The organism is Rhizobium sp. BK512 (assembly GCF_014194915.1).
Lineage (GTDB): Bacteria > Pseudomonadota > Alphaproteobacteria > Rhizobiales > Rhizobiaceae > Rhizobium.
This window is the reverse complement of record NZ_JACIAS010000009.1, coordinates 149952-173660: the sequence shown is the minus strand read 5'-3', so window position 1 is coordinate 173660 and position 23709 is coordinate 149952. Positions and strand designations below refer to the sequence as shown.

At 59.0% G+C, this 23709-nt stretch carries 26 protein-coding genes and 1 pseudogene; 13 read left to right on the top strand and 14 right to left on the bottom strand.

Annotated elements, in window-relative coordinates; all coding sequences use genetic code 11:
- Positions 1-373 precede the first annotated feature (373 nt).
- Positions 374-1546 carry an SMP-30/gluconolactonase/LRE family protein gene (locus tag FHX06_RS28355; protein ID WP_183881669.1) on the top strand — a complete coding sequence of 391 codons (1173 nt, stop codon included), beginning with the start codon at positions 374-376 and terminating at the stop codon, positions 1544-1546.
- Between the two features lie 235 nt (positions 1547-1781).
- Here FHX06_RS28355 and FHX06_RS28350 read toward each other — a convergent pair whose 3' ends face one another.
- The 5 genes from FHX06_RS28350 to FHX06_RS28335 all read right to left on the bottom strand — a co-directional run bounded on the left by FHX06_RS28350 (position 1782) and on the right by FHX06_RS28335 (position 5997).
- Positions 1782-1928, bottom strand: a complete 147-nt coding sequence (locus FHX06_RS28350) for a hypothetical protein (RefSeq protein WP_162728617.1) — start codon at positions 1926-1928, stop codon at positions 1782-1784.
- A 94-nt stretch (positions 1929-2022) separates the two neighbouring features.
- The gene (locus FHX06_RS36105; protein WP_281413458.1) at positions 2023-2154 is read right to left on the bottom strand and encodes a hypothetical protein; all 132 of its coding nucleotides are present in this window, start codon (positions 2152-2154) and stop codon (positions 2023-2025) included.
- Between the two features lie 493 nt (positions 2155-2647).
- Positions 2648-3928, bottom strand: coding sequence for a cation:proton antiporter (locus tag FHX06_RS28345; protein WP_112543663.1), 1281 nt, complete (start codon positions 3926-3928; stop codon positions 2648-2650).
- A gap of 3 nt (positions 3929-3931) precedes the next feature.
- Positions 3932-5023, bottom strand: a complete 1092-nt coding sequence (locus FHX06_RS28340; RefSeq protein WP_183881667.1) for a flavodoxin family protein — start codon at positions 5021-5023, stop codon at positions 3932-3934.
- Between the two features lie 98 nt (positions 5024-5121).
- Entirely contained in the window at positions 5122-5997 is an 876-nt protein-coding gene (locus FHX06_RS28335; RefSeq protein WP_112543818.1) for an alpha/beta fold hydrolase, read from the bottom strand.
- A 325-nt stretch (positions 5998-6322) separates the two neighbouring features.
- On the opposite strand from FHX06_RS28335, the gene FHX06_RS28330 reads away from it, so the two are divergent.
- Both FHX06_RS28330 and FHX06_RS28325 read left to right on the top strand, forming a co-directional pair.
- Positions 6323-7201 (top strand): SDR family oxidoreductase, encoded by an 879-nt coding sequence (locus FHX06_RS28330; protein ID WP_246715662.1) that lies wholly within the window; start codon positions 6323-6325, stop codon positions 7199-7201.
- Between the two features lie 46 nt (positions 7202-7247).
- Positions 7248-8417, top strand: a complete 1170-nt coding sequence (locus FHX06_RS28325) for a zinc-dependent alcohol dehydrogenase (RefSeq protein ID WP_112543661.1) — start codon at positions 7248-7250, stop codon at positions 8415-8417.
- Positions 8418-8668: 251 nt separating this feature from the next.
- Here the strand turns inward: FHX06_RS28325 and FHX06_RS28320 are convergent.
- The 3 genes and pseudogenes from FHX06_RS28320 to FHX06_RS28310 all read right to left on the bottom strand — a co-directional run bounded on the left by FHX06_RS28320 (position 8669) and on the right by FHX06_RS28310 (position 9739).
- Positions 8669-9066 (bottom strand): annotated as a pseudogene (locus FHX06_RS28320) (type II toxin-antitoxin system VapC family toxin).
- A complete protein-coding gene (locus FHX06_RS28315) occupies positions 9066-9320 on the bottom strand; it encodes a type II toxin-antitoxin system Phd/YefM family antitoxin (RefSeq protein WP_183881665.1) in 255 nt (84 codons plus the stop codon). The pseudogene FHX06_RS28320 and the gene FHX06_RS28315 overlap by 1 nt, the downstream one beginning before the upstream one ends.
- Before the next feature lie 203 nt (positions 9321-9523).
- Entirely contained in the window at positions 9524-9739 is a 216-nt protein-coding gene (locus FHX06_RS28310; protein WP_183881663.1) for a DUF3072 domain-containing protein, read from the bottom strand.
- Positions 9740-9930: 191 nt separating this feature from the next.
- On the opposite strand from FHX06_RS28310, the gene FHX06_RS28305 reads away from it, so the two are divergent.
- On the top strand, positions 9931-10848 hold the full coding sequence (locus FHX06_RS28305) for a LysR substrate-binding domain-containing protein (protein ID WP_183881661.1): 918 nt from the start codon (positions 9931-9933) through the stop codon (positions 10846-10848).
- Positions 10849-11245: 397 nt separating this feature from the next.
- On the opposite strand, the gene FHX06_RS28300 is transcribed toward FHX06_RS28305, so the two are convergent.
- Entirely contained in the window at positions 11246-12139 is an 894-nt protein-coding gene (locus FHX06_RS28300; protein ID WP_112542184.1) for an NAD(P)/FAD-dependent oxidoreductase, read from the bottom strand.
- Between the two features lie 191 nt (positions 12140-12330).
- On the opposite strand from FHX06_RS28300, the gene FHX06_RS28295 reads away from it, so the two are divergent.
- Positions 12331-12981 (top strand): TetR/AcrR family transcriptional regulator, encoded by a 651-nt coding sequence (locus FHX06_RS28295; RefSeq protein ID WP_112542185.1) that lies wholly within the window; start codon positions 12331-12333, stop codon positions 12979-12981.
- Positions 12982-13323: 342 nt separating this feature from the next.
- Here the strand turns inward: FHX06_RS28295 and FHX06_RS28290 are convergent, their stop codons facing one another.
- Together FHX06_RS28290 and FHX06_RS28285 are read right to left on the bottom strand one after the other, a co-directional pair.
- The gene (locus FHX06_RS28290) at positions 13324-13740 is read right to left on the bottom strand and encodes a type II toxin-antitoxin system VapC family toxin (protein ID WP_112542186.1); all 417 of its coding nucleotides are present in this window, start codon (positions 13738-13740) and stop codon (positions 13324-13326) included.
- On the bottom strand, positions 13737-13988 hold the full coding sequence (locus tag FHX06_RS28285; protein ID WP_112542187.1) for a FitA-like ribbon-helix-helix domain-containing protein: 252 nt from the start codon (positions 13986-13988) through the stop codon (positions 13737-13739). Before FHX06_RS28285 ends, FHX06_RS28290 begins: the two co-directional genes overlap by 4 nt.
- A 567-nt stretch (positions 13989-14555) precedes the next feature.
- Between FHX06_RS28285 and FHX06_RS28280 the strand changes: the two genes are divergently transcribed.
- The 3 genes from FHX06_RS28280 to FHX06_RS28270 all read left to right on the top strand — a co-directional run bounded on the left by FHX06_RS28280 (position 14556) and on the right by FHX06_RS28270 (position 16593).
- Positions 14556-15236 carry a PAS domain S-box protein gene (locus tag FHX06_RS28280; RefSeq protein ID WP_409564440.1) on the top strand — a complete coding sequence of 227 codons (681 nt, stop codon included), beginning with the start codon at positions 14556-14558 and terminating at the stop codon, positions 15234-15236.
- Between the two features lie 25 nt (positions 15237-15261).
- Positions 15262-15426, top strand: coding sequence for a hypothetical protein (locus tag FHX06_RS28275; protein WP_162709976.1), 165 nt, complete (start codon positions 15262-15264; stop codon positions 15424-15426).
- A gap of 114 nt (positions 15427-15540) precedes the next feature.
- Complete coding sequence (locus FHX06_RS28270) at positions 15541-16593, top strand: PAS domain-containing protein (RefSeq protein ID WP_112542188.1); 1053 nt, start codon at positions 15541-15543, stop codon at positions 16591-16593.
- Between the two features lie 61 nt (positions 16594-16654).
- Here FHX06_RS28270 and FHX06_RS28265 read toward each other — a convergent pair whose 3' ends face one another.
- Positions 16655-16939, bottom strand: coding sequence for a hypothetical protein (locus FHX06_RS28265; protein ID WP_112542189.1), 285 nt, complete (start codon positions 16937-16939; stop codon positions 16655-16657).
- Between FHX06_RS28265 and FHX06_RS36330 the strand changes: the two genes are divergently transcribed.
- Positions 16923-17522 carry a gamma-glutamylcyclotransferase family protein gene (locus FHX06_RS36330; RefSeq protein ID WP_112542190.1) on the top strand — a complete coding sequence of 200 codons (600 nt, stop codon included), beginning with the start codon at positions 16923-16925 and terminating at the stop codon, positions 17520-17522. The two genes, FHX06_RS28265 and FHX06_RS36330, sit on opposite strands and share 17 nt — an antisense overlap.
- A 30-nt stretch (positions 17523-17552) precedes the next feature.
- Here FHX06_RS36330 and FHX06_RS28255 read toward each other — a convergent pair whose 3' ends face one another.
- The gene (locus tag FHX06_RS28255) at positions 17553-17723 is read right to left on the bottom strand and encodes a hypothetical protein (protein WP_018114003.1); all 171 of its coding nucleotides are present in this window, start codon (positions 17721-17723) and stop codon (positions 17553-17555) included.
- Between the two features lie 99 nt (positions 17724-17822).
- A complete protein-coding gene (locus FHX06_RS28250; protein WP_112542220.1) occupies positions 17823-18032 on the bottom strand; it encodes a cold-shock protein in 210 nt (69 codons plus the stop codon).
- 2064 nt (positions 18033-20096) lie between these two features.
- Between FHX06_RS28250 and FHX06_RS28245 the strand changes: the two genes are divergently transcribed.
- From FHX06_RS28245 to FHX06_RS28230, 4 genes are all read left to right on the top strand, one after another.
- Entirely contained in the window at positions 20097-20342 is a 246-nt protein-coding gene (locus FHX06_RS28245; protein WP_112542191.1) for a hypothetical protein, read from the top strand.
- 61 nt (positions 20343-20403) lie between these two features.
- Entirely contained in the window at positions 20404-21432 is a 1029-nt protein-coding gene (locus FHX06_RS28240; RefSeq protein WP_246715661.1) for a fatty acid desaturase, read from the top strand.
- Between the two features lie 160 nt (positions 21433-21592).
- Positions 21593-22678, top strand: coding sequence for an alpha/beta hydrolase family esterase (locus tag FHX06_RS28235; RefSeq protein WP_112542193.1), 1086 nt, complete (start codon positions 21593-21595; stop codon positions 22676-22678).
- Positions 22679-22834: 156 nt separating this feature from the next.
- A complete protein-coding gene (locus tag FHX06_RS28230) occupies positions 22835-23704 on the top strand; it encodes a transglutaminase N-terminal domain-containing protein (RefSeq protein ID WP_049800879.1) in 870 nt (289 codons plus the stop codon).
- Positions 23705-23709 lie beyond the last annotated feature (5 nt).

Below are 23709 nucleotides of genomic sequence, written 5' to 3'. Positions count from 1 at the left end.
GCGATCAAAGCAATCGGCCCTGCCAAGCGATCTGAAGTTCATGAGGTCGAGGAGTTTCGTGTCTGGTCTCGTACCTGTGCGATCGAATGGCCCTCGAAAACCTGCGACAATCAAGAAGAGAACCTGTTTCGACAGTGACGCCGACCCCGGCCCTTCAGACGCGATGTCGCAGCATTCGGGTCATGCGTCATCGGGCCACCCGTCCAGCATGGCATGACCACCATTGTCCGATCTTCGACTGCAATGGCCCATTCGTGCTCATCGAGGCTGGCTATCAGCAAAGGCAACCTGATGCGCATCATATTGGTCCCATGCGGTTTCGCGCAGGAACTTCGACGGCGTCATTGTTCAAAGCCTAAACATCAAAGAGGCCATGATGAACACGCACCCGCGCAAGACTTCCACCTTCCTGACGGCCGCTGCCGTTATCGCAGTCCTGCAGCCCGCCATCGGCCACACGCAGACGATGGAAAATCTCGCCAACAAGGCGAGGAAGCTCGTCGCGCCGATCACGGGCAAGACCGATGATCGTCTCGAGACAGTTGCAACCTTCGACCATCAGGTGACCGGCGTCACCGTTTCGCAAGATGGACGCATCTTCGTCAACTTCCCGCGCTGGTCGCAGGACGTGCCCGTTTCCGTCGCCGAGGTCATGAAGGATGGTTCTATCAAGCCGTACCCGAACAAGGAATGGAATGCCTGGCGAAACGCCAGGATGAACGAGATCTCGCCGAAAGATCACTTCGTCACCGTCCAAAGCGTCGTCACCGACAACAGGGGCTCGCTTTGGGTCGTTGACCCGGCGGCACCAAACAGCGAGAAAACCGTCAAGGACGGCCCGAAGCTCGTGCAGATCGATCTCGGGTCGAACGCAGTCAAGCGCGTCTACCCCTTTACCCCGGACGTCGCCGGGCCGGCAAGCTATCTCAATGACGTCCGCATCGCCTCTGACGGCGCATTCGCCTACATTACCGATTCCGGCTCGCCAGGCGGCCTGGTCGTTCTCGATCTCATTTCGGGCAAGGCGTGGCGGGCACTCAGCGACGATCCCTCGACGCAGTTCGAAAAAGAGGTCGTCATCCACACCGACGGCAAGCCGCTGCGCCGACCGGATGGACGCCAGCCACAGTTCAACGCCGACGGGATTGCCCTTTCCAAGGACGACAGGACGCTCTACTTCCAGGCGCTGACGGGCAAGACGATGTACAAGGTTTCGACAGATGCCCTTGAGAAGGCAGCAACCGATCCTGCCGCAGTCAAAGCGGAGAAATTCGCAGATACCGAGCCGACCGACGGTCTTTGGATCGACGATCAGAATCGCATTTATCTCAGTACGATGGAGAATAATGGGGTGAAGGTTCTCGGCCCGGACGGCAAGGTCACGCCCTTCCTGGAAGACAGCCGGCTGCGCTGGCCAGATACATTCGCGCAGGGCCCGGATGGTGCGCTCTACATCACGGCCTCCCACATCCAGGATTCGCCCTGGTTCAACGAGGGCTGGACCGACACGTCGTTCACGCTGTTCAAGTTCGCCCCTCCGAAGTGAGGCTGGTTGGTCTGGGAAAACGGGTTGGCGGCAGCAGCAAGACGTGTTGCCGCCTATCGATTGCCTCTGCGTCGCCCACATCATCCTTCTGTCGTTTGACTTGAAATAAGGCGGCGGATCAAGGCAACGTTACGGCCAAGCCCAGCCTTTCGTCCCCCCCGGCTATCGAACGCTCTCGGCAAAGGCTCGGTTGCAATCCCGTGCGAGGCCAGCGGCCGTCAGTCAGCAATGGGCGTTAGCGACGCTGCCCCTGAAAATGCTGCTTTGCGGTGGCGATGGCGATCTCCAGCATTTCCTTTATGCTTCGCGCTTTCGCCAGAATGTCTTCGACCTCTTTCGCATCCAGGGGCAAGCAAGCAGGTCTGTTATCATTGGCGGCCATTTCGGCATCCCGAGATCCAAGAAAGTCGAAAGGCTAGGCCACCCCGCTTAACGGACCGTTACGATGCGATGGGGAACGCACGCATACGTGACCGTTAATGGACGGTTTCGACCATGGACGGCACGGGGCGGACGTCGACAAGGTTCCTGCCGAACGGATTGATGGCAACCAATACGGCCAAGATCGCCAATGCGGACGCGGCAAACAGTTTTCGATGAATGCTCATGTTGTCCTACCCTGAGGTAACCGATCGTGCGCTATATCAAAGAAAATTTGACAGATCGTTTAGGCAGCAACGCAATCACGACGGTTTGCGTGACGGATTTCCTGAAATCGTTCTGTCCGCCAATCAATTTCCTTCGCGCCGAATTGTTCCGGGCTTGGATGTCGAACCGAGGGAAAAGATCAGAGTGAAAGACCTTGCCCGAGATGTCAGGAACAACAAGGATGGGTCTAAGATCAGACCGCTGAAGTGATATCCATTAATTGGGCTCTTGAAATCATCCGCAAGCTGGATCGTTCCTGATGGCCCGCTCAAGCCTACCACCACCAACACGATTTTGAATCGATCGACACGTCTTCTGGTTTCTCCCGGGTTTGGTACTGTCTTGAGAGACACCTGTTTCGGCGCAACCATCAAGGCGAGGCGGTCGAGCGGAAATCAGGTCGTGCTGGCGAGCGTGATAGGTCCGTCTCTGTCTGACGGCGTCGGGAGAACCTCAGCCGGATCCGCCCACTTCGGTCGTCTCCATTGGTCTATCGCTGTCGACGCCGCGGCGCCGGTCGATCCAATTCATGACCGGTGTGACAGCAATTCCGTGCACCACGATAGAAATCAAGACGATGACGAACACCGTCGCCCATACCACCTCAGCTTTGTCGAAGGACGCATGCCCGGACGCGTAGGCGACATAATAGATGGACCCGATGCCGCGAATGCCGAACACTGACACGATAAGCTTTTCAGCCTGAGGGCGTTCACAGCCGATAAGGCTCGTCCAGGCTGCCACCGGCCGGACGATGGCAAGCGCGACGACGGCGACGGTGACGATGCGCCAGTCGACATGGGCAAGGAGCGTGCCCTCTGCGAGGACGGAGCCGAAGCACACCAGGAGGACCATGGTCAGCATCCGCTCGATTTGTTCACCGAAGTCGTGGAGTTCGCCGTGAAAGTCGCTATTGCGCTCGACGTTGCGTAGGGTCAGCGCCGCTACGAAGACGGCGACAAAGCCGTAGCCATGCACGATCTCGGTTGCGCCATAAGCAATGCAGGTAAATCCAAGCGCCGCCAGGCCGTCACCCGTCCTGGCGATACGGCCCGCCTTCGGCAATTTGAACGTGAAGTAGCCGAGGACCCTGCCGACAATCCAGCCCATGGCGATGCCCGATGCAAGCTTCCACAAGACGTCGAACACGAGCCAGTGGGCGGTCCACCCGAATGGGCTGTCGCCGGCCGAGGCAAGTGCGACCGCCGCCAGCACGAAGGGAAAACTGAGACCATCGTTGAGGCCGGCTTCCGATGTCAAAGCAAAGCGGATGTCGTCTTCCTCGCCGGTCTTGGGAGGCCCGACCTGGATATCGGCGGCGAGCACGGGATCGGTCGGCGCGACAGCGGCACCCAGAAGCAGGGCCGACGCCGCGTTCAGGCCGAGGAACTGCCAACCGAGAAAAGAGATCGCAGCGATGGAGATCGGCATGGCTAGTCCAAGCAGCCGCCAGGTTGTTGCCCAGCGATGGAGGCCGAGCGGCCGATCGATCTTCAGGCCCGCGCCCATCAAGGCCACGATGACGACGAACTCCGTCAGATGCTCGGTGATTGCGCCATTGTCGAGCGGGTTCATCCTCGGAAGGGGCGTGAGAGGCGACCATGCCAACAGGACGCCGATCCCGACACAGCAGATCGGTAGCGACAATGGCAGACGCCGCAACGCCATCGGCAGCCATGCGGTCAGGAGGATGACGGCGCCGAGAATGAAGAGCGTGACGACATAGGTATTCAAATCCTACTTCTCTCTCGCCTGCTTCAGGCGCGATCCGGCCGCAAACTGCCTGCCGTCCTGCTTTGCAAGAACGGCCTCTTGCAACGCGCGGGCGGCATTTCGGACTTCCTCCTTCATCGACTGGTCCTTATCGAAGGCCGGATGGCTGGTCGCGTAGGGTTCCCAATAGCCGATATAGCGATCGACTTCCGCCAGTGTCCCGGCCGGTTCCAGTTCCATTGATTTCAGCCAGTCCGAGACGCCGCGTCGGACATTTTCGACGCCTTCGGTGTCGCCATGGACAATCACGGAAAAGAGACGCCCTTCGAGATGCCTGGGATAGTCCCATCCCTTCATCTCGATCTCCTTGGCTTCTTTTGCATGCTTTCCATGCGTCGTGGTCGGATCAGGGTTTCCCCCGTCCGCACACACCAGCTGGTCGATCATCAGCTTCAGAGGCGAGGAGGTCTGGTACCAGTTCACCGGGGTGACGATCATGATGCCATGGGCTTCGACCCACATCGGATAGATGTCGTTCATCCAGTCATGGATCTGCCCGAGCGAGTAATTGGGATAGCAGGAACAAGGCCAGTGACAGAGTGCGGCCGACGTCGAGAAGCAGGCCTTGCAGGGATGGATCTGGCGACCGTATTCCGATGTGATCCGGCTCAGATCGAGCACCTCGACACTGCTTTGCGGGTTCTGCTCCAAAACCTTCCTGGCAATCTCGACCATGCGAAAGCTTTTCGATATTTCGCCAGGACAGGTATGTTCGCTGCGCGACGACCCGTTTATCAGCAGGAAACGGCGGGGGCCGTTCGCATCGTCATGGCGGTGCTGCGCTTCGCAAATAGCGTCGCGCGCCGCCAGCCAGTCTGTCGCAAGCTCGTAGGAAGGATCTGCGAACTCCGGCCCGGCCTTTTGCGTGCGAGGGCTCTTGCGCGAGTGCTCGTATGCGTCCCAGGCTGCCGCCGTGACCTTCTCGAGCTCCGCCTTCAGAGGCTCGAAGGCAGGATCTTGAAACTGGTTACGAAAGCGCCTCTTGAACTCGTCCTCGTCGATGCGCGGGCTCGGGCTTCCTTTGCGGGGTTCGAGATCGGCTGGCGTTTGTTGCATCGGGCGGGCCTTTGGTATGGCAGGTATCGGGCTGCCTGGACATCCAGGGGGCTCCAGCTAAAGTTCTGGGAACCGACGAAGTTCCGGACCGGCTGCCCTCAGGCTGCGAGAAACACTGCAAGTTCCCGCGCCACTGCCTCCGGATCCTCCCGCTGAGGGAAATGGCCGACATTTTGCAGCAGGATCCGTTCGAACGCTCCTGTGAACTTCTCGTGCACGGTCTCAGACGTCGACAGTGGAGTAACGCCGTCCTCAGTCCCATGAATGAAAATCGCGGGAAGCGACAATGATCTCGTCGCCTTTACCTTTTCCTCGAGCCATAGGCTGCGCGCATCAGGCTCCGCCTCCTCCCAGCGGACACGATAACCGTGCAGAGTGACGCCGAGCCAGTCCGGGTTCTCGAAGGATTTCGCCACACGATCGAACGTCGCGTCGTCGAACCATCCGTCCGGCGCCCAGTTCTGCCACTGCAGACGGGCATATCCCTTCCGATCATTGTCGATGGCCGCAGCACCGCGCTTGGTCGCCGTGAACCATTGGTACCAATAAAGCTGAGCTTGGCTGAAGGCCGGCGTCGGCAGTCCGCCCATGCGCGGCGTGGACGAAAGCAGGGCAATGCGATCGACCCTGTCTTGCCATCCGATCGCCAGGCATTCGGCGATATGCGATCCCCAGTCGTGGCCGACGACCGCGAATTTTTCGATGCCAAGTCCATCCATCAAGGCGATCGCATCCATGGCGAGGATCCCGCCATTCGCCGTTCTGGGCGCTTTGTCGTTTAGAAACGTCGTCGGCCCAAAGCCGCGCAGATATGGAATGACAAGACGAAGATGGCGGTCCTTCAGAAGATCCACGACCGCTTCCCAGGTCGTTGCGTCATCAGGCCAGCCGTGAAGCAGAAGTACCGGTTTTCCGGACCGAGCGCCCGTCTCTTTGAACGTTATGCGCAGGTCGTCTGTGTCGAGGTGGGGCATCGGGATCTCCTTTGCTCGACCAACACGATCAGCATCGGTTGGTTCCTTGAAATGCTCGTTGCTTGGAACATTGGCGTTGAAGCGAAGTTCAGCAAGACCCATCGACCGGAGACGATGATGACAATCCGACTTCCCCGACCGTCACGACACGGGACGAATGCAGCAACTATCGTCTCGCACGATCAACGCATCTTCCTGCCAAGGATGTCCCATGACCATGAAGATTAGACGCCGCTCGGTGCTCGCGGCCGCCTCCGCGGCTTTGGCGTCATCCGTCTTTCCAGCATTTGCCCAATCAAGCGCCAATCGATCAAAGGAGCCGATTATGTTGCAGGATCCGACGTCCAAGTATCCTAAGCCGCCGTTCGAAAAACAGAAGCAGCCGTTCCCGGGCCTGGCGGGCAAGATGAACCCGAAGCCCGACCATGGCGAGAACGCCTACAAGGGATCGGGTCGTCTGGCCGGTCGCAAGGCGCTGATCACGGGTGGCGATTCCGGCATGGGCCGGGCCGCCGCGATCGCTTACGCCCGAGAGGGCGCCGATGTTGCGATCAATTACCTTCCCGACGAGGAGCCCGATGCCAAAGAGGTCATCGCCCTGATCGAGAAGGAAGGACGCAAAGCCGTTGCATTGCCCGGCGATCTTCGTGAGGAGGCATTCTGCACCAAGCTTGTCGAGGATGCTGCGGCCGCGCTCGGCGGTCTCGACGTCCTCGTCAGCAATGCGGGACGACAGCAACAGGCCGGCGCGCTCTCCGACATAACGAGCGAAGCGTTCGATGCCACCATGAAGACCAACATCTACGCCATGTTCTGGCTGACGAAGGCCGCGCTCAAGCATCTCAAGCCGGGATCGAACATCATCATCACGACGTCGGAGCAGGCCTACGATCCCTCCGAGGATCTGGTCGACTACGCAATGACCAAGGCTGCCGGCATGAACTTCACCAAATCGATGGCAAAGCAGCTCGGTCCGAAGGGCATCCGCGTCAACGGCGTGGCGCCGGGGCCGATCTGGACGCCGCTGCAGGTTTCTGGTGGGGCGACCATGGAGAAGCTGGAACAGTTCGGCGGCAAGACGCCGATGGGCCGTCCGGGACAGCCGGCCGAACTGGCGTCGATCTATGTGCAGTTGGCAGATCCGTCGGCGTCCTATGCGACGGGACAAGTCTACGGCTCGGCCGGCGGAAGTGGCCAGCCCTGAGAGACGCGGGACAAGAGATATTACTCCTGGAAGAGGATGACATGACATGAAAGCTTTGACCTGGCACGGCAAGCACGACATTCGCTGCGAAAGCGTTCCCGATCCGGTCATCGAGGATGGCCGCGACGCAATTATCAAGGTAACCGCCTGCGCGATCTGCGGATCGGATCTGCATCTTTACAACGGGGTGATGCCCGACATGCATAGCGGCGACGTCATGGGCCACGAGACCATGGGCGAGGTGGTCGAGGTCGGCAAGGACAACAGCAAGCTGAAGGTGGGTGACCGCGTCGTCGTGCCCTTCACCATTTCCTGCGGCGAATGCTTCTTTTGCAAGCGCGGCTTCTTTTCCGGCTGCGAGCGGTCCAACCCGAACCCGGAGAAAGTCACCAAGATGTGGGGCAACTCGCCGGCCGGCCTGTTCGGTTATACCCATCTGCTTGGCGGGTTCAGCGGCGGGCAGGCGGAATACCTGCGGGTGCCTTATGCCGATGTCGGCCCGATCAAGGTGCCGGACGGCCTGACCGACGAGCAGGTGCTGTTCCTGTCGGATATTTTCCCAACCGGCTATATGGCGGCCGATTTCTGCGACATTCAGCCGGGTGATACGATCGCGATCTGGGGTTGCGGGCCGGTGGGCCAGATGGCAATCAAGTCCGCGTTCATCCTCGGAGCTGAGCGTGTCATTGCAATCGACAGCGTGCCGGAGCGGCTGGCGCTTGCCCAAAAGTCTGGCGCCATGACGCTCGATTATCTCGAGGAAGATATCTATGACCGCATCATGGAACTGACACACGGTCGCGGCGCCGATGCCTGTATCGATGCGGTTGGCACCGAGTCCGATCCTTCCGCAAGCTGGGATGCCCGACTGGACCGTATCAAGGTGGCGACCTTCATGGGCACCGATCGGCCCCATGTGCTGCGCCAGGCCATCCATTGTTGCCGCAACTTCGGCACGGTATCGATCGTCGGTGTTTATGGCGGCTTCCTCGACAAGATCCCGATGGGATCGGCAATCAACCGCGGCCTGACCTTCAAAATGGCCCAGACCCCTGTCCAGCGCTACCTGCCGCTCCTGATGGAGCGGGTCCAGAAGGGCGAGATCGATCCATCCTTCATCATAACGCATACGGGGGGTCTGGAAGACGGGCCGGATCTCTACAAGACTTTCCTCGAGAAGAAGGATGGCTGCGTCAAAGTCGTTCTCAAGCCTTAACGGGGCAGACATGGCGACCGAATAGGTTCCGTGTCTGTTCAATCGGAGGCACAACTCTGCTGCCAGCCGCTTCCGTTTAATCGCGCGTTCGCAAGCTCGGGAGTGGACGATTGCCGATCACGGCACTGCGCTGTTGTGGAGGATCGCATTCTTGACGCCTCCTCTGGGCTGACGTCGCCGTCGTTGCGGCGACGGAGCAGCGCGCTAATAACCGCGCTGTAATCGAGCGGCTTTTGAAGGACGATCTTGTCCTACGCCGACATATCCCAGGGATTGATCACAGTTGCGTCGGTGTCCTCGAAGTCCTTGACGTTGCGTGTGACGAGGATCAGGTCGTGGATGATCGCGGTCGCGGCGAGCAGCCCATCAATATCGCCCCGCGGACGGATCGCTGCGATCCGACCCCTTTCCACGGCGATCTGGTCAGTCACCGGCAGGATACGATCGCCGTGGTTCCGGCGTAGCTTGCGCAGCCACTTGAGAGGCGGCTCTCGGGTCAGACTTTTGTTCAGCGCGATGCCGCGCATGATTTCGCCTAGAGTCAAGGCGCTTACGTGGACGCTAAGCGGATCTACCGATCGTAACCAAGAGACTGCCTGCGGGTGCCGCGTCGCGCTTCCGAGACAATATTGGTCTCCAGCAGGTACATCAGAAGGCCACGTCGCGGCTGGAGCTCTTGGCGCGCGCCTCGACCGCATCAACGAGCTCGTCGTCCCACGCCGGACCGCCGAGTAGATCGTCAACGAGTGTGGGGCGGCCTGCGCGCAAGGTGTCATAGTCCCGCGTAGACAATACAACAGCGGTTCTTTCTCCACGGACTGTGATTTCCTGCGGACCTTCAAATCGCGCCTTTTGCACCACTTTTGAAAACTGGTTTTTCGCGTCCTGTAGCTGCCATTCCATGGTTGTTCTCCGAGCGAGCTAGCCTGTCTAGCCATTTAGTTGATTTCGGTGGCCAAAGAAGGTGGAAACGCCACGACTTCGTGGATTTTTCCGAGACGCGGCGCTTCATGGATACGAATATAGCAGGGATAGGATCTATCTGGCGCAGCGCATCGGTCGGCAGATGCAATTGCCACCTGATGATGCGCGATGCTATGGATGCGTCACGCCAGGTCTAGCGACTGCTTGAGTTCGTCAATGCGCTTGGAGGCTTCCGCTTTCGTCAGATCCTCGCCGTAAGCGTCCGGTTGATGCGCCTGTTCCGATAGGGTCTTCAGATAAGAGCGCTGCGCACCAGTCATCGGCTCGTCGCCGCTGACCCATTCGTCCGGGTCCTTCTGCGCGTTGGACGACATATCGGTTTTCGGGTTGCCACTCATTACGATCTCCTTCAATTTGTTCTGCAAACGTTCTTTGGCAGCTGATGGTTCCCATGTCTGTTCAATCGCGGGACGCAACTCTGCTGCCAGCCGCTTCCGTTTGATCGCATATTCGCAAGTTCGGGAGTGGACGATTGCCGATCATGGCGCTGCGCTCTTCTACCAGGGGCCAGGGGCCAGGGACTGCCTTGATGCAATTGGATTATCCCGGAGACCGGTGCCTCAACGGGCGTTTTTACAAGGCTGCGCTTCGAAGGGCAGGACGGCTTGGCCGCGGCGGGCGGGCGCTGCGCGAGCCGAAATCGAAGCTCAGCCGGCGGATCGCGGGCCTTGAGGCACGCCTTGGTGTCCGATTGATCGAGCGCTCGAGCCGGCGCTTTCGTGTAACCGATGTCGGGCAATCCTTTTACGAGCGCTGCAAGGCGATGCTGGCAGAGGCAGAGCGCGCCGAAGCCCTGGTTGCAGAGGCTCAGTCAGAGCCGCATGGCCTGATCCGGATGAGTTGTCCGACCGGCCTCGTCGAACCGATCTCTGGTCTGGTCACGCAGTTTCTGGCGCAACATCCGAGGGTACGCCTTCAGCTTGTCGCGATCGACCGTCTGGTGGATCTGATCGAAGAACGCATAGATGTTGCGCTGCGTGTGCGAACGTCGCTCGATGGCGACGCATCACTGACGATGCGCTCGCTGGGAAATTCGGTTCGCATTCTTGTCGCAAGCCCACAGATAGCAAGCCGCATCGGCGACATCGCCGGGCTCGCCGATCAATCGACGCTCTCAACGACCGATGACCGGGGGGAGGTCAACTGGTTTCTCGAAACGGACGATGGACGCACGCATACGCTACGCCACGAACCGCGCATGGGGTGCGCGGACTTCACTGCCGTCAGGGCCGCAGCGATTGCCGGGCTTGGGGTCGCACTCCTGCCCGACCATACCTGCCGCCAGGCCATCGACGAGGGAAAGCTCGTTCATGTGCTGCCGGCCTGGCGTGGCATGAAGGGACTCGTCCACCTTGTGTTCACGACACGCCGGGGTCTTCCGCCGGCGGTGCGCAAGTTCATCGACAGCCTGGCTGCCGGGTTTCCGAGGGATGCCTTGGCACGCTGACATTTTTGGTTGCAGCCTCCGAACCCGCTAGACCGGGCCTGGGTGTCGGCTCGGAAATCGATTTTCCTGAGGCGAGAGCACTTCGACTTTTGAACCTTTACGAACCGCCGTGGCCCGAAGGTTCCGTCGAAATAATCGGGCAGGTCGTGATCCGGATCGGCCGCACGTTTCTCCGGTTGCACAGATGGTGTGCGAGCGGCCAGTCCTTATGCTTTGAGGTGAGCGAGATCGGACGTGAGCGCTCTAGATGTATTGTCGCCCACGCCTCGTTCGACGGGCTTCAGGGTCTCCACGTCTTGGTCGGTTAGCAGCTCTGCGAGGGCGTCTATCGCGTGGGCCTCGGCAGCCTGCGGTTTCCCGGCAATAGCCCACCGCCCGAAGAAAGGTATCTGCGCTCTCAAGCCAGCATCGACTGCTGGGCGGAAATCCCTGCCGTCGCGCCCTGCGATATTGCCGTAGTGACCGAGTTCATGGCCGGATTTGCGAGATCGCCGGCGGCGTAGATGCCCGGCATGCTGGTCTCGCGACGCTCATCGACCTTAAGGGCGATGCCGAAGGGCGTATTGACCGTGGCGAGGCCCAATGGCTCATGCAGGCTTGAGGACGGCTTGTTGCGCGGATGCGCGAACAGGATATCTACGCCGGCATTGCGGCCACTCTCGAGATTAACGGTGGTGATATGGCCCCGGTGATGGCCGATTTCGGCGATCCGGCCATCGACGACAGGTATGTTGCGGCGCGCCAGATCGGCACGGATATCGGGTGAAATGTCGTGACCATCGGCAAAGACGGTCAATGTGTCGGTCCAGTCATGGTACAGCCTGACGTAATTGTGCGACGGCGGTCCTGACCACACGAGGCCCCAATGCTGGTTGGCGACTTCAAAGCCATCGCAGTAGGGGCAGGGCACGATCGAGGTGCCCCAGCTTTCGGCAAAGCCAGGAACATCAGGCATCTGATCAGCGACGCCGTAGCTTAGGATGAGGCGGCGCGCATCGAGGCTTTCGCCATCGCCAGTGAGGACAGAGAAGTTGTCGATGGGGCCGGAGATGCTGTCGGCCCGGGCATTGACCAAATTGACCGTGGGATAACGCGTCAGTTGCCGCCGCGCCTCGGCCAGGATTTCCAGCGGCGGCTTATGATCGTGGCCGAGTAGACCATGCGAGTGGCCGGCAAAGCGATTGCGCGGCAGGCCGGTATCGAGAACGGTGACCTTGCGTCGGGCGCGGCCGAGTTGCAGGGCGGCGGCGAGGCCGGCAAAGCTGCCGCCGATGATGATGACGTCATCCATGGTGATAAGCTCCGTGTTGTGTATGCAAGAGGTTGGGCTGAGTCTGGCGCAATTTCATCCAGCGATGCGCACTCGATGGGCGGCCAAGGAAACCTGATTTGGCGGACATGATAAAATCCACTCTTGGAAATTATGAAACTGTGTAGTATCGTAATTCGAGAATAAAGATACTGTCAAGGACTGTAATTATCGTGCCCGAAGAAAACGTCCGCGCACGGCGCGGCCGGCCCGCCAATGAGGCGCTTGGCCAAACCATAGTCGACGCCGCGGGCGAACTGTTTGCGGAATTGGGTTTTCAAGCGACGACATTGGACAAGGTCGCCCAGCGAGCGAAGATATCCAAGCTCAGCATCTACAGGCACTTCGAGAACAAGGAGGCGCTGTTTGGCGCGGCGTTTGCGGCCCGCTGCCAGCAGTTAATACCACAGGCGCTTTTTGAAGGCGTCGGCGGTTCGGCCGAGGATCAACTCATGGCGGTGGGATCATCGCTGCTTCGCACACTGCTGCGCCCAGACGTCCGCAACGTGGAAGCAATGGTCACGGCCGACACGCCGAACCAAAAGTCGCTAAGCAAGATCCATTACGAAGCTGGCCCCGTCCATATCATCGCCCAAATCGAGGCCCTGTTGCGTCAGTTGCATGCGAAGGCGCTTGTGAACGTGCCCGATCCTCTCCGGTCCGCCCGCTTGTTTGCCGCCCTTTTCAAAGGATCCGATCTCCTAATTATCGCGCGTTTCGATGAGGCGAGAGCAGAGGACGATAACGAAATCGAATCCTATTGCCGATCGGCCGTCACCATGTTCATCGCAGCGCACGGTGGCAGCGACCACGCAGGCGGATAGCCTAGCCATGAACGGACGTTGGCCGTGGCGCGATCGAACCCGAAACGGTGGTGGCCCGAACAAACAAGAAGCCTACCGATAATGCTGGCTTGCTGCTGCTTGGCCTCCTTCCGAGCTGCAAGCTCTGCTTCCAACTGCCATCCTCCCAAGGGACCAATCACAGGTGCGTCGGTCGCTTCAAAGTCCTTGACGTTGCACGTAACGAGGATATGTGGTGGCTGCGGCACGCGAGCAGCCGGTCAATATCGCCTTGAGCCCGACTGCCGCGATGCGGCCTCATGCGATGTGATCGGACGCGACCTACTTCGCGGCGATGAAATTAGCGTCACGTGATTTAAGGCCTTACTGCCATGGGTTTACTATCACCAGGCCGACGCCCTCGAAGTCGGCAACGTTTCGAGTTGCCAGCGCGGCGCCGCGAGAAATCGTGATGGACGCAATCTGGGCATCGAATTGGCTGATCGGGCGACCTGCCTTGCGTCTTTCCGTTGCAATTGAACCGTAGACGTCTGCGGCCTCCCTATCGAACGGCAGCACACGACCGGCGAGATCTTGGGTGAAGATCGGTAGGATAGCCGCCTCAAGTTCGCGCCGGCGGCGACCGTCTGGGAGCAGGCGTAGCCCGTAGAGGATCTCCGCTTCGGTAACGGTCGTCGTGAAAATGGCAGCGGGAGACTGATCCGCGAGCCAGTCGACAACTGCGGGCTGTGGAACCGGCAAGAGCAGTTCAGATATGATGTTGGTGTCGAGGACGATCATGAAGCCGAAAAATCCAGAGCCTCACGGATCGGTTCACGCGTCGGAAGTTCCAGTTCCACGCCGCCGAGCGGCTGCAGCCGCGCACGGATGGTCGCGGCGAGGTTTTCAGCGGATGTTTCCTGTTGAGCTAACGCCATTTTCAGGATGTCCCGTGCCTCGTCTTCCATCGATCTCCCGTGGGTGGCAGCGCGGATGCGCAGCCTCTGTTTCAACCGATCGTCGATGTTGCGAATGGTCATACTGGCCATACTGAACCGCCTCCAGTCATCATTGATTGCATATAAGGCAATGATGTCAGTATTTCAATCGATATGCGCTAGTTTCAAGATCCATCTGGCAATGGAGGGGCTGCCGAACCGATGTTTTCCTATTCGAAATCCCTCACTATCGATAACCTGTACTTCTCGCTGCGGTCGAACCTCACAGCTGAGCCCTGGCAGCGCTGCGACTTTGAAGTTGATTCTGGGTGAGGCGACTGCAAAGCTATCGCCGTCGCGAGCATAAGGGAGCCGGCACGTAAACCTCCTCGCCTTTCATCGGCGGCCCGTCAGAAGCCGTACATTGGAGACCGGCGGCGCTGTATTTCCCGCGTCTAGAAGCTATGGTCTGTCGAAGGGCGCGAAACCCTCTCGTTCAAGCTCTTTTTGACTCACATCCTGGGGTACGTGAACGTCAATGGCAGAAAGAAACTATGCGGGTAGCGGCGACAAAACCGAAGACCGTCTTCAGCAACTGGAACCGGGTGGTAGGGGTGCGCAGCCAGGACATGATGCAGCGGCTTTCTTTGCGGCGATCGTCAATCCTCGGATGACGCCATCATCAGCAAGTCGCTCCAGGGCATCATCACCACCTGGAACAAGAGTGCCGAGCGCGTTTTCGGCTATACGGCTGACGAAGCGGTAGGACGACCGATCACCATGCTGATCCCGGGGGATCGACTGGACGAAGAGCCGGCGATCCTGGCGCGGATTAACGCCGGCGAGAGGGTCGACCATTTCGAGACGATCCGCTGTCGCAAGGACGGCGCCTTCATCGATATTTCCCTGACGATCTCGCCTATCCGAAACAGCGAGGGCAAGATCATCGGCGCATCCAAGATCGCCCGTGATATTTCGGACCGGAAACGGGCGGCAGAACATCAGGATCTCCTGTTGCGCGAGATGCACCATCGCGTGAAGAACCTTTTCGCCATTACCGGCAGCATCATCGCTCTTGCGGCACGAACGGCGCAGACGCCGACCGAGCTCGCTATCAGCATGAAGGACCGGCTCGTCGCTCTGTCGAAGGCGCACGAGATGACCTTGCCAAGCTTCACGGCGGCGAAGCGTTCGTGGAGCAGTCAACGACCCTCTTCACTCTCCTCTCCAGCTTGCTTTCACCCTTCGAAGATAAGGAAGGCGGGCGATGGCGACTACATGGCGAGGACGCGCAGATCAGCGCTGACAGGGTCACGAGCCTTGCACTGCTGGTTCACGAATTTACCACCAATGCGGTGATCTGGCCGGCGAGCGGATAACACCGGTGGCAATACAGCTTAAAGCCATCGGCGTTCCGTTCGTACTCGCAAGCGCCGCTGACCAGGCCGTTCTTGCCCAAAACGCCGTCCTGGCAGGCGTCCGCAACCTTGGCAAACCCACCGACATGCGACAACTCGCAGCGGCAGTGGCCGATACTGCGAGGGCATGAGGACGCTCGTTGATCAGCCCCTTCAGCATGTCTGTGAGATCCTGGTCGCGGGTCGACGAAACATTTGTCAGTAATCGACGTTTTGAAAAATCAGCCAGCAAAACAAGGTGAGCCGTGATTGAAGCCAAGCCGTCAGACATTCATGGGGACAAGCCAGCCGTGGCGTCGACACAAGGGATGGTCGATCACAAGGAACTCGCCGCCTTCTCGTTTCAGCGGACCCGAATGCCGATCGTGGTCGCCGATGCCCGCCAGCCCGACTTCCCGATTGTCCTCGCAAACGACGCTTTCCTGCACCTGACCGGTTATTCCGCGGAAGAACTCGTTGGGCGGAACTGCCGGCTTCTACAGGGAGGGGATACATCGAGGGAAGCAGTCGCCGCGATCCGTGCCATTATCGACGCAGAGCGCGAGGGTACTGTCGAGATCCTCAACTACCGCAAGGACGGAAGTGCCTTCTGGAACCAGCTTCATCTCAGCCCAATCCGGGACGACGATGGACGCCTGGTCTATTATTTCGCGTCGCAGATCGACGTTACCGAATACCGGAAGGTGCAGACGCTCGAAGAGGCGGAGCACCGTTTGCTGCTGGAGGTGGACCACAGAACGAAGAACGTTCTGGCGATTGTTGACAGCATTGTACGCCTGACCCGCTCCGACAACGCCGCGACGTATGCCGCATCCGTACAGCAACGAGTGCAGGCGCTTGCCAGAACGCACATGCTGCTGGCAGAAAACGGCTGGCAGGAGGCCTCGCTCCGCGACATCATATCCCTGCAAGTCAGCATCTACGGCAACAGAACCGTCGAGATTAGCGGCCCGTCGGTCACGATTCCCGCGCCATCCGTCCAGCCGCTTGGACTGGCAATGCATGAGCTTGCCGCAAATGCGGCGGTCCATGGCGCGCTCTCTCACTCTGAAGGCAGCCTTACGATCACCTGGCGACAGGCAGAAGACGACGGGCTAATCATCGAGTGGGACGAGCAGGGCGTCAGTAAACGCAACGCTGAGCCACGGAAGGGCTTCGGTACCATTCTGCTGGGTGCAGTGCTGGAGAAGCAACTTGGCGGGAAAATAAGCCGGGAGTGGCGGGACCGGGGCCTTCACATCGCTGTCGAGCTGCCGGCGCTAAACCGTGTCGGCGCTAGCCTCAGATCGAAACCGTGAAAACGAAGTATTTCCCGTGACGCCCCATTGCGGAGAATGAAGTTGCACTGAAGTCCGAAAACTACGAGAACTCGGCGAGCGCGAACGACAGACTGTTCTGGAACCCATTGCTGTCACGCTGGAGCCAACCGCAAAGTGGGCGGCTGACGAAGGAGACCACGCACTGGAACTGGTCCTCGCTTCGATGGGACGGGCTCTCTTGTCTGCCGCGAGCAAACTCTCGTCCAGCAAAGACACCCTCCTTGCCTAAGATGTCGCGATCCGCGCGCTCAGTCTGATGGCGACGTTCCATTGCAGGCACCCGCAGTATCCTCTCGGCCCGGCTCTTTATGATGAAGGTATTCATCTACGGCACCCTCAAACGCGGCTTTCCGCTCTTCAACAAGGGTCTTGGTGGGGCTCGATACGTCGGCGACGTAGAGACAGTCGAACCGTATCCTCTTTATATTGCCGGCTCGTTCTACGGCCCGATGATGCTCGACCGCCCGGGCGAGGGGCTGCGTGTTCGCGGTTGTTCGACATCGACGAAGATCGGCTTCAAGTTCTCGACGAAGTGGAAGATGTCGATAACAAATCCAGCTTTCGCAGTCCTGCCGCAGTCGCGCCGGTCGGGGGAGGGATACCGTCAACGGCAATCGGATACACGAAGACGGAGAAGTGGCTTGATCCGATCCAATCCAACTACCTGGCGGATTACCAGGACAGGCGATTCGAGCGGTAGCGTTCAGGTACGGGATAATCGGGTGTGTCTCAGGTCAGGCGGAGAAGTCGTTGTCGCTGTGTCTTCCGTCTCATTCAGCTTTTTCTACAGCGAACAACGGCAGCCTGCGCAGCTGGCGCGAGGCTTCCTTGTACATCGCTTAGTTGGCTCGCAACTTGGCAAGTGCTGCAGCAGATTCGGTCATGCGAACTTAGCCACCCGATGTTGACCTCCATTTGCTGTTGCGATTTCCGGGCTGTCAGCTTTTTCGAGAACCCCGACGGCTGCTATCGGCCTTGCCCTTTGCCGACGACGTCTTGGCATCATAAGCCTGGCCAAAGTTTGTGCCGCCAAGATGGCCGCCGCCACTGGTGTTCTTCACCTGGCGCACTGCCCTCTGAATCTGCTGTTCGGCGCTGGTCTTTTTCATGTGAGATTCCTTTTCAACAAAAAGAAGGCCGAGGGCATCCCTCGACCTTTCGACATGCGGTCAATGCCAGTACATCCGTGGTCAAGGACCGATTATCGGTCAGGCTGCCTGAAGATTTTCGGCAGCGCTTTTGCCTGAGCTGCCATCGGCGACGATGTCGTAGCTCAATTTCTGGCCCTCTGAGATGAAGCTCATCCCGGCGCGTTCGACTGCGGAGATATGAACAAAGATGTCCTTGGAGCCGTCGGTCGGCTGGATAAAGCCGAAGCCTTTGGTGGTGTTGAAAAACTTTACGATGCCGGTGTTTATGACGATTATCCTTTCAATCGCACGATTAGTCGCTGTCCGGCGAGAGCCGCCGACAGTCATTTGATCGATGTCTGAAAGAAAAGACCCGCCAGATGCGCTCAAGCGCAAAGCAAAGCTCTAAAAGCAAATTCGATAACCCATACATAATCTCAATGTTACATTGCGCAAGGGCGCGGAGGGCATTTTATATTTTTACGCTGTGCTCAAAAATTCAGGAGCAGGCCTCACCGTCACGACTTTCCTGATGCTGAGACCGGGCATATTTAGTACTAAATAAACCCAAGCAGGCCTGGCCACCACGGCTCATCCGCAGTCCAATCATGACCCAGTAGCCAACAAAGGCTCACTCCCTCAGGAGAAGAGGCGCCGGCAACGGCAAGCGCAGTTCATCACCAACCGCGAAAACGCTAGCGATCACGGTTTCGCTTGGGTCGCGCCGATCAAACCAGGGATGCGAGCAAAGCGTCCCGTTGTGGAGGGACGGCAGCGGCAGGACCATCATGCTTTTTGAGAGGAAACCGGGCCGATCTCCTCCGCCCTGTGGTTGCTGGGCAGCGGGAAGGGGTTCCGCAAACATTCGCCCTGCCGCCGTCAGACGCTAGGTCTGAGAGCGGATCTCGCCCCTGGATTCGATCAAGCCCTGGTCCTGAGCTTCGAATGCTGTCTTCAGCCCGGCGTGTCTAGGGGTGCTGCGCCATTCTGCTTCATCAAGGTGTTGCAGGAGCCTTGCGAGCCGGTTCGCGCGTGTCGACGAAATCCGGAAACGTTCGACCCATCCGAGCGAGTAGAAGCGTGAATGGTTTTGGAAGCGTTAGCCCTCAAGGCGCTCCTCTGTCGTCCAGGCGGGAGCACTTGGTAACCCTCAGCCGCCACTGCCTTGGAAGTTGTGACTGTTCCGGATTATGGAGACCCCGCGAGAAAGCGCAAGCGGACCGAAAGGTTTGTACGCGAACGCACGAGGTCGCGCCGCCCGGGTTACCCGCCTTTGCAAGCGTTTCGACAGGGTAAGCTTCGTGATTGATCCGGGGACGGTCAGCCGAATTGATTCGCTAATGTTCTGGATATGTGAGCAGGTGGTGATTGCCCGGTGCGGCCCGTTCCTGGGGACCGACCTCTGAGCTCTTTGGAGCCCGCAAAGCACCCCTTTTGCGGGCTCCTTCCGTCGGCGCAGGGCTGCAGCGCCAGGCGAGTGATTGGCCCATCAACAAGTTGAAGAGAAGGGCGATCGCGCAGGCGGCGCGTCAATTAGGGAGGCGCCATGGTTGCCGGTGCTTCGAAGATTGCTTCGACGGCCTGTCGGAGCTTTAACGTCGCCCTCTTCAAACGAGCCGACGTAACTGAGGCTCTTGTTAAAGCGGAAATTGTACCCATATATCTATAATCGACCAATGATTGTCATATCGAGCCGGAGCATGGCTCCATCCCGATTTCCTTTCAAATGATCGATCTGTCTGGCAAGTGCCGGGGACACGACGGGTTTAGCCGTTCCCGTGAGCGTCATTTTCCTTATTAGGGGCCTTACCCCAAACAGAAGGAGGACAAGATGTCTTCCAATCAGTATCCTGCGTGTGTGTCGCAAAACCTCGTGCGAACAAGTGCATCCGGCTATCATGAACAAACAATGATTGGTGACTGCATGTTAAAGACGGTCGTCGTGCGAAAGCTGCCTCTGGCGAGCATGAGCCCCTTTTTCACGTATCAGTGGAAAGCCCGAGCGCCGACGACGGCATAAATCATGCCGGAATGCGCAACCTCCTCTCAACAGGGGAAGTCAGAGCGCAGCAAGCTGTAACTGGGATCCCCCAGAAATAATCGAGCGGCGGTTAGGCGATTTGTTGCCATAGCTTTTGCTCACCACGAAGGAATCATAATGAACTCTAAATTCCGCCAATCTGCGGACAAGCTTTTTCGCGCTGCCGAGGCAGGCTCAAACGCGGAAAAACTCACGACTCTGCGAAAGGGAATGCAGCTACGACAGCGCGAGCTGCGAGAAACAGAGCGCACCGTCAGGGAAGCCAGCCGGGTCAATGCTCAGTCTCCTTCTGCAACGTGGAGGACAACCCCTTGACCCAGTTCGACTACACCGGCGTGGCAGGCCTGTATTCGGGTAAATCTCTCCGCGGGAGCAGGGGGCCACGCTACCGGCGTTTTGAGACGGCCGCCGAGGCTCTGCGTTTCGCGATTGAAGACATGCCCGGCGCACAGCAACTGGGTTCTCTCCTCGAAGTTGATGAGGCGCGGTTCGACCATAGACAGATCCGGGCACTTTACGACGCGCCGGCGTATCCGCTGGTACGCCGCATCAAGTAATCCCCCGTCTCCCGGCTCTTGCTACATGCGGCGCTTATCCCAAGAACGCAATAGGTATAGTTTGACCTCAATTAAACCGCCGGTCAGCCCAGGCGCTGATCCCGAATCGGCTTGGCTCAAGATCATCGCCGGCTACCGCAAGCCCGTGTTGGCGCGAAGCCTGTACGAGCTTGCCGTGACCCTCATCCCGTTCGTGCTTCTGTGGGCGACTGCGGCGATCGCGCTGCAGTTCGGATACTGGATTGGCCTACTCCTGGTCATTCCCGCGGCTGGCTTTTTGCTACGCATCTTCATGCTGCAGCATGACTGCGGGCACGGTTCGTTCTTTGGCAAACGACGCCTGGACGATTGGACCGGCCGCGTGCTCGGAATCCTGACGCTCACACCCTACGACTACTGGCGACGCGCGCACAACGAACATCATGCCTCTGCCGGGAACCTGGATGAGCGCGGCGTTGGCGACATAACGACCCTCACGGTATCAGAGTATCGCAATCTGACCCCGATGGGACAGCTTGGCTATCGCTTGTATCGCAATCCGTTCGTAATGTTCGGGATCGGCCCCGCCTTTCTGTTTCTCCTCAAGCAGAGGCTACCGTTTGGGATGATGCGCTCGGGCGCACTGCCCTGGGTCTCGACCATGGCAACGAACGTGGCCGTTACCGTGTTGACGGCGTTATTAATCTGGAGCGTCGGGATTATCCCGTTCCTCTTGATCCATCTGTCGATCGTCCTCATTGCCGGATCCGCAGGCGTCTGGCTGTTCTACGTCCAGCATCAGTTCGAGGATACGCACTGGTCGAGACCACCAGACTGGGCTTTCCCTTACGCTGCCATGCATGGAGCCTCACACTATGATCTGCCGCGCCCCTTGCGGTGGATGAGCGGTAACATCGGCATGCATCATATTCATCATCTCTCCAGCCGGGTGCCGTTCTATCGGCTGCCTGAGGTGCTTCGAGACCATCCCGAGCTTGCAGATGTCGGCCGCATCAGCATTCGCGACAGCCTGGCCTGCGTCAAATTTGTTCTCTGGGACGAGAAGAGGCAGCGACTGATTTCCTTCGAAGAGATGGAGATGAGCGTATGATGATAGCCTTTTGCTGGCCTGGTTGCCGCTCTTGTCGCTGTTGCCCACGTTGAGCAAACGGCTTGCTTCCATCACTACGGGTCTTGCAATTGTGCACCGCAGCATTACCTAGGAAATCCGGGATGTCAGTTGGCTTTCCGCGAGCAGCGAGGAAGCCCCTATGAGAAATCTTTCGGATACTTTGCAGCGCCTGCAACGGTTTCGCACCCCGCCGACCATGCCCACGGGTTCAAGCCGGTTGGAGAAGCTGCAGAACCAAACGGCTAATCCCGGCGATCTCCTGGGGTGGTATCGTGTTCCCGGATCCGCAGATGCATCACATCCAATCCCGCTTGTAGTCGTCTTACACGGTTGCACCCAGACGGCTGCCGGATACGATGCCGGGTCGGGATGGTCGAAGCTGGCCGACGAATTTGGCTTTGCTGTCCTGTTTCCGGAGCAAACCCGCCAGAACAACCCCAATCTCTGTTTCAACTGGTTTTCCGACGACGATATCCGGCGCGACGGTGGCGAGGTCCGCTCGGTCCGTGAGATGATCGGCGTGATGATCTCCAACCACGGCATCGACCCTACGAGGGTGTTCATCACGGGACTGTCGGCTGGCGGCGCCATGGCGAATGCCATGCTTGCCGCCTATCCGGAAGCGTTTGCCGGAGGAGCGATCATTGCGGGCCTGCCCTATGGCGTTGCCTCAAGCATCCCAGAGGCGTTCGACCGGATGCGCGGCCACGGTCTACCCCCTCGTGAACGACTTCAGCAGCAACTTCGTTCGGCGTCAGCGCATGCTGGACCCTGGCCGAGCATATCCGTCTGGCATGGTACGAATGACAAGACCGTGGACGAGATCAACGCCCAGGCCATTATTGATCAGTGGAAAGCCATACACGAGGTTATCGATCGACCTTCGCGGTTTGACGTCATCGACGGGCACGAACACCACGTCTGGACAGACAAGACTGGCTCGGACGCCATTGAACTCTACCGCATCGGCGGCATGGGACACGGCACTCCTATCGACACTTCAAGCGGCTACGGCTCGCAAGCACCGTACATGCTCGACGTTGGCATCTCGTCGACGGAGCACATCGCCCGCAACTGGGGTCTCACACCATCCTTTGAGCGTCATGCGCATCCCGAGGCCGCGCGCGAAAGGCCCACCGGGGGAGCGAAGTCTGATCGCAAGATCACGAATAACGTCCAGGACGTCATAGAGAGTGCGCTGCGGTCTGCCGGGCTCATGAAATGACGCATCCCTGGCGACCAACGGCCAGCCGGACGGTCGCGAGCTGCACGTTCTTATCGGATCTGCACCGTCCCAATCCTGGCTGAGCTTGTTAGCGGCGCGAAGAACTGGCGATACCTGACCATATCCCCCTGGGTTTGTTCTGTGCGAGGAGCGGCAATGCCAAAACTTTCCATATGCCACCGGACGACCTACAGCTACCGATCTCCGGTTCAGCTCTCTCCTTACCGACTATTGCTGCGACCGCGCGAGGGACCGGAAATCCTGCTGCTAAGTCACGACATAGCCTTTTCGCCCGAAGGCAGGGTTTCCTGGACAACCGATGTTTTCGGAAACGCGATTGCGACCGTGACGTTCTCGGAAGCGACGCAACGGCTCGAGATCACAAGCCGTGCGGATGTCGACCTGACATCGGAAGCCTGGCCGGTGTTCGACATCGCTGCGTCAGCCGCGAGTTACCCGTTCCGATACGATGATCAGGATTGGAAGGACCTGGGCGCCCTAAGGGACGTTCAGTATTCCGATCCTTCCGGCGAATTTCACCAGTGGGTCAGGGGCTTCGTCATGGCGGAGCCGACCGATACGCTCTCGCTGTTGAAGGATCTCAGTGCAGGTGTTTCGAACGGCGTTGCCTATCAGGCACGCGATACAGAGGGAACACAACCTCCGCTGCAGACCCTTGGCCTACGGTCGGGGAGCTGCCGGGATCTTGCGATGGTCCTTGTCGAAAGCGTGCGGGTGCTTGGCATCGGGGCGAGGATCGTGTCCGGATATCTTTATGATCCGGCGTTCACCCTCATCGGTTCGTCGCCGGGCGGCTCGACCCATGCGTGGGTTGAGGTGTTCCTTCCCGGTGCAGGATGGGTCGCGTTCGATCCGACAAACAGGAGTATGGGCAGCGCCAACCTGATTCCCGTAGCAGTCGCGCGCGATATTATCCAGCTCTTCCCCGTGTCGGGAACGTTCATCGGTTCGGCAGATGCCTTCATGTCGATGGACGTTGCCGTGGACATCTCCTTCACTGCCTGATGAAG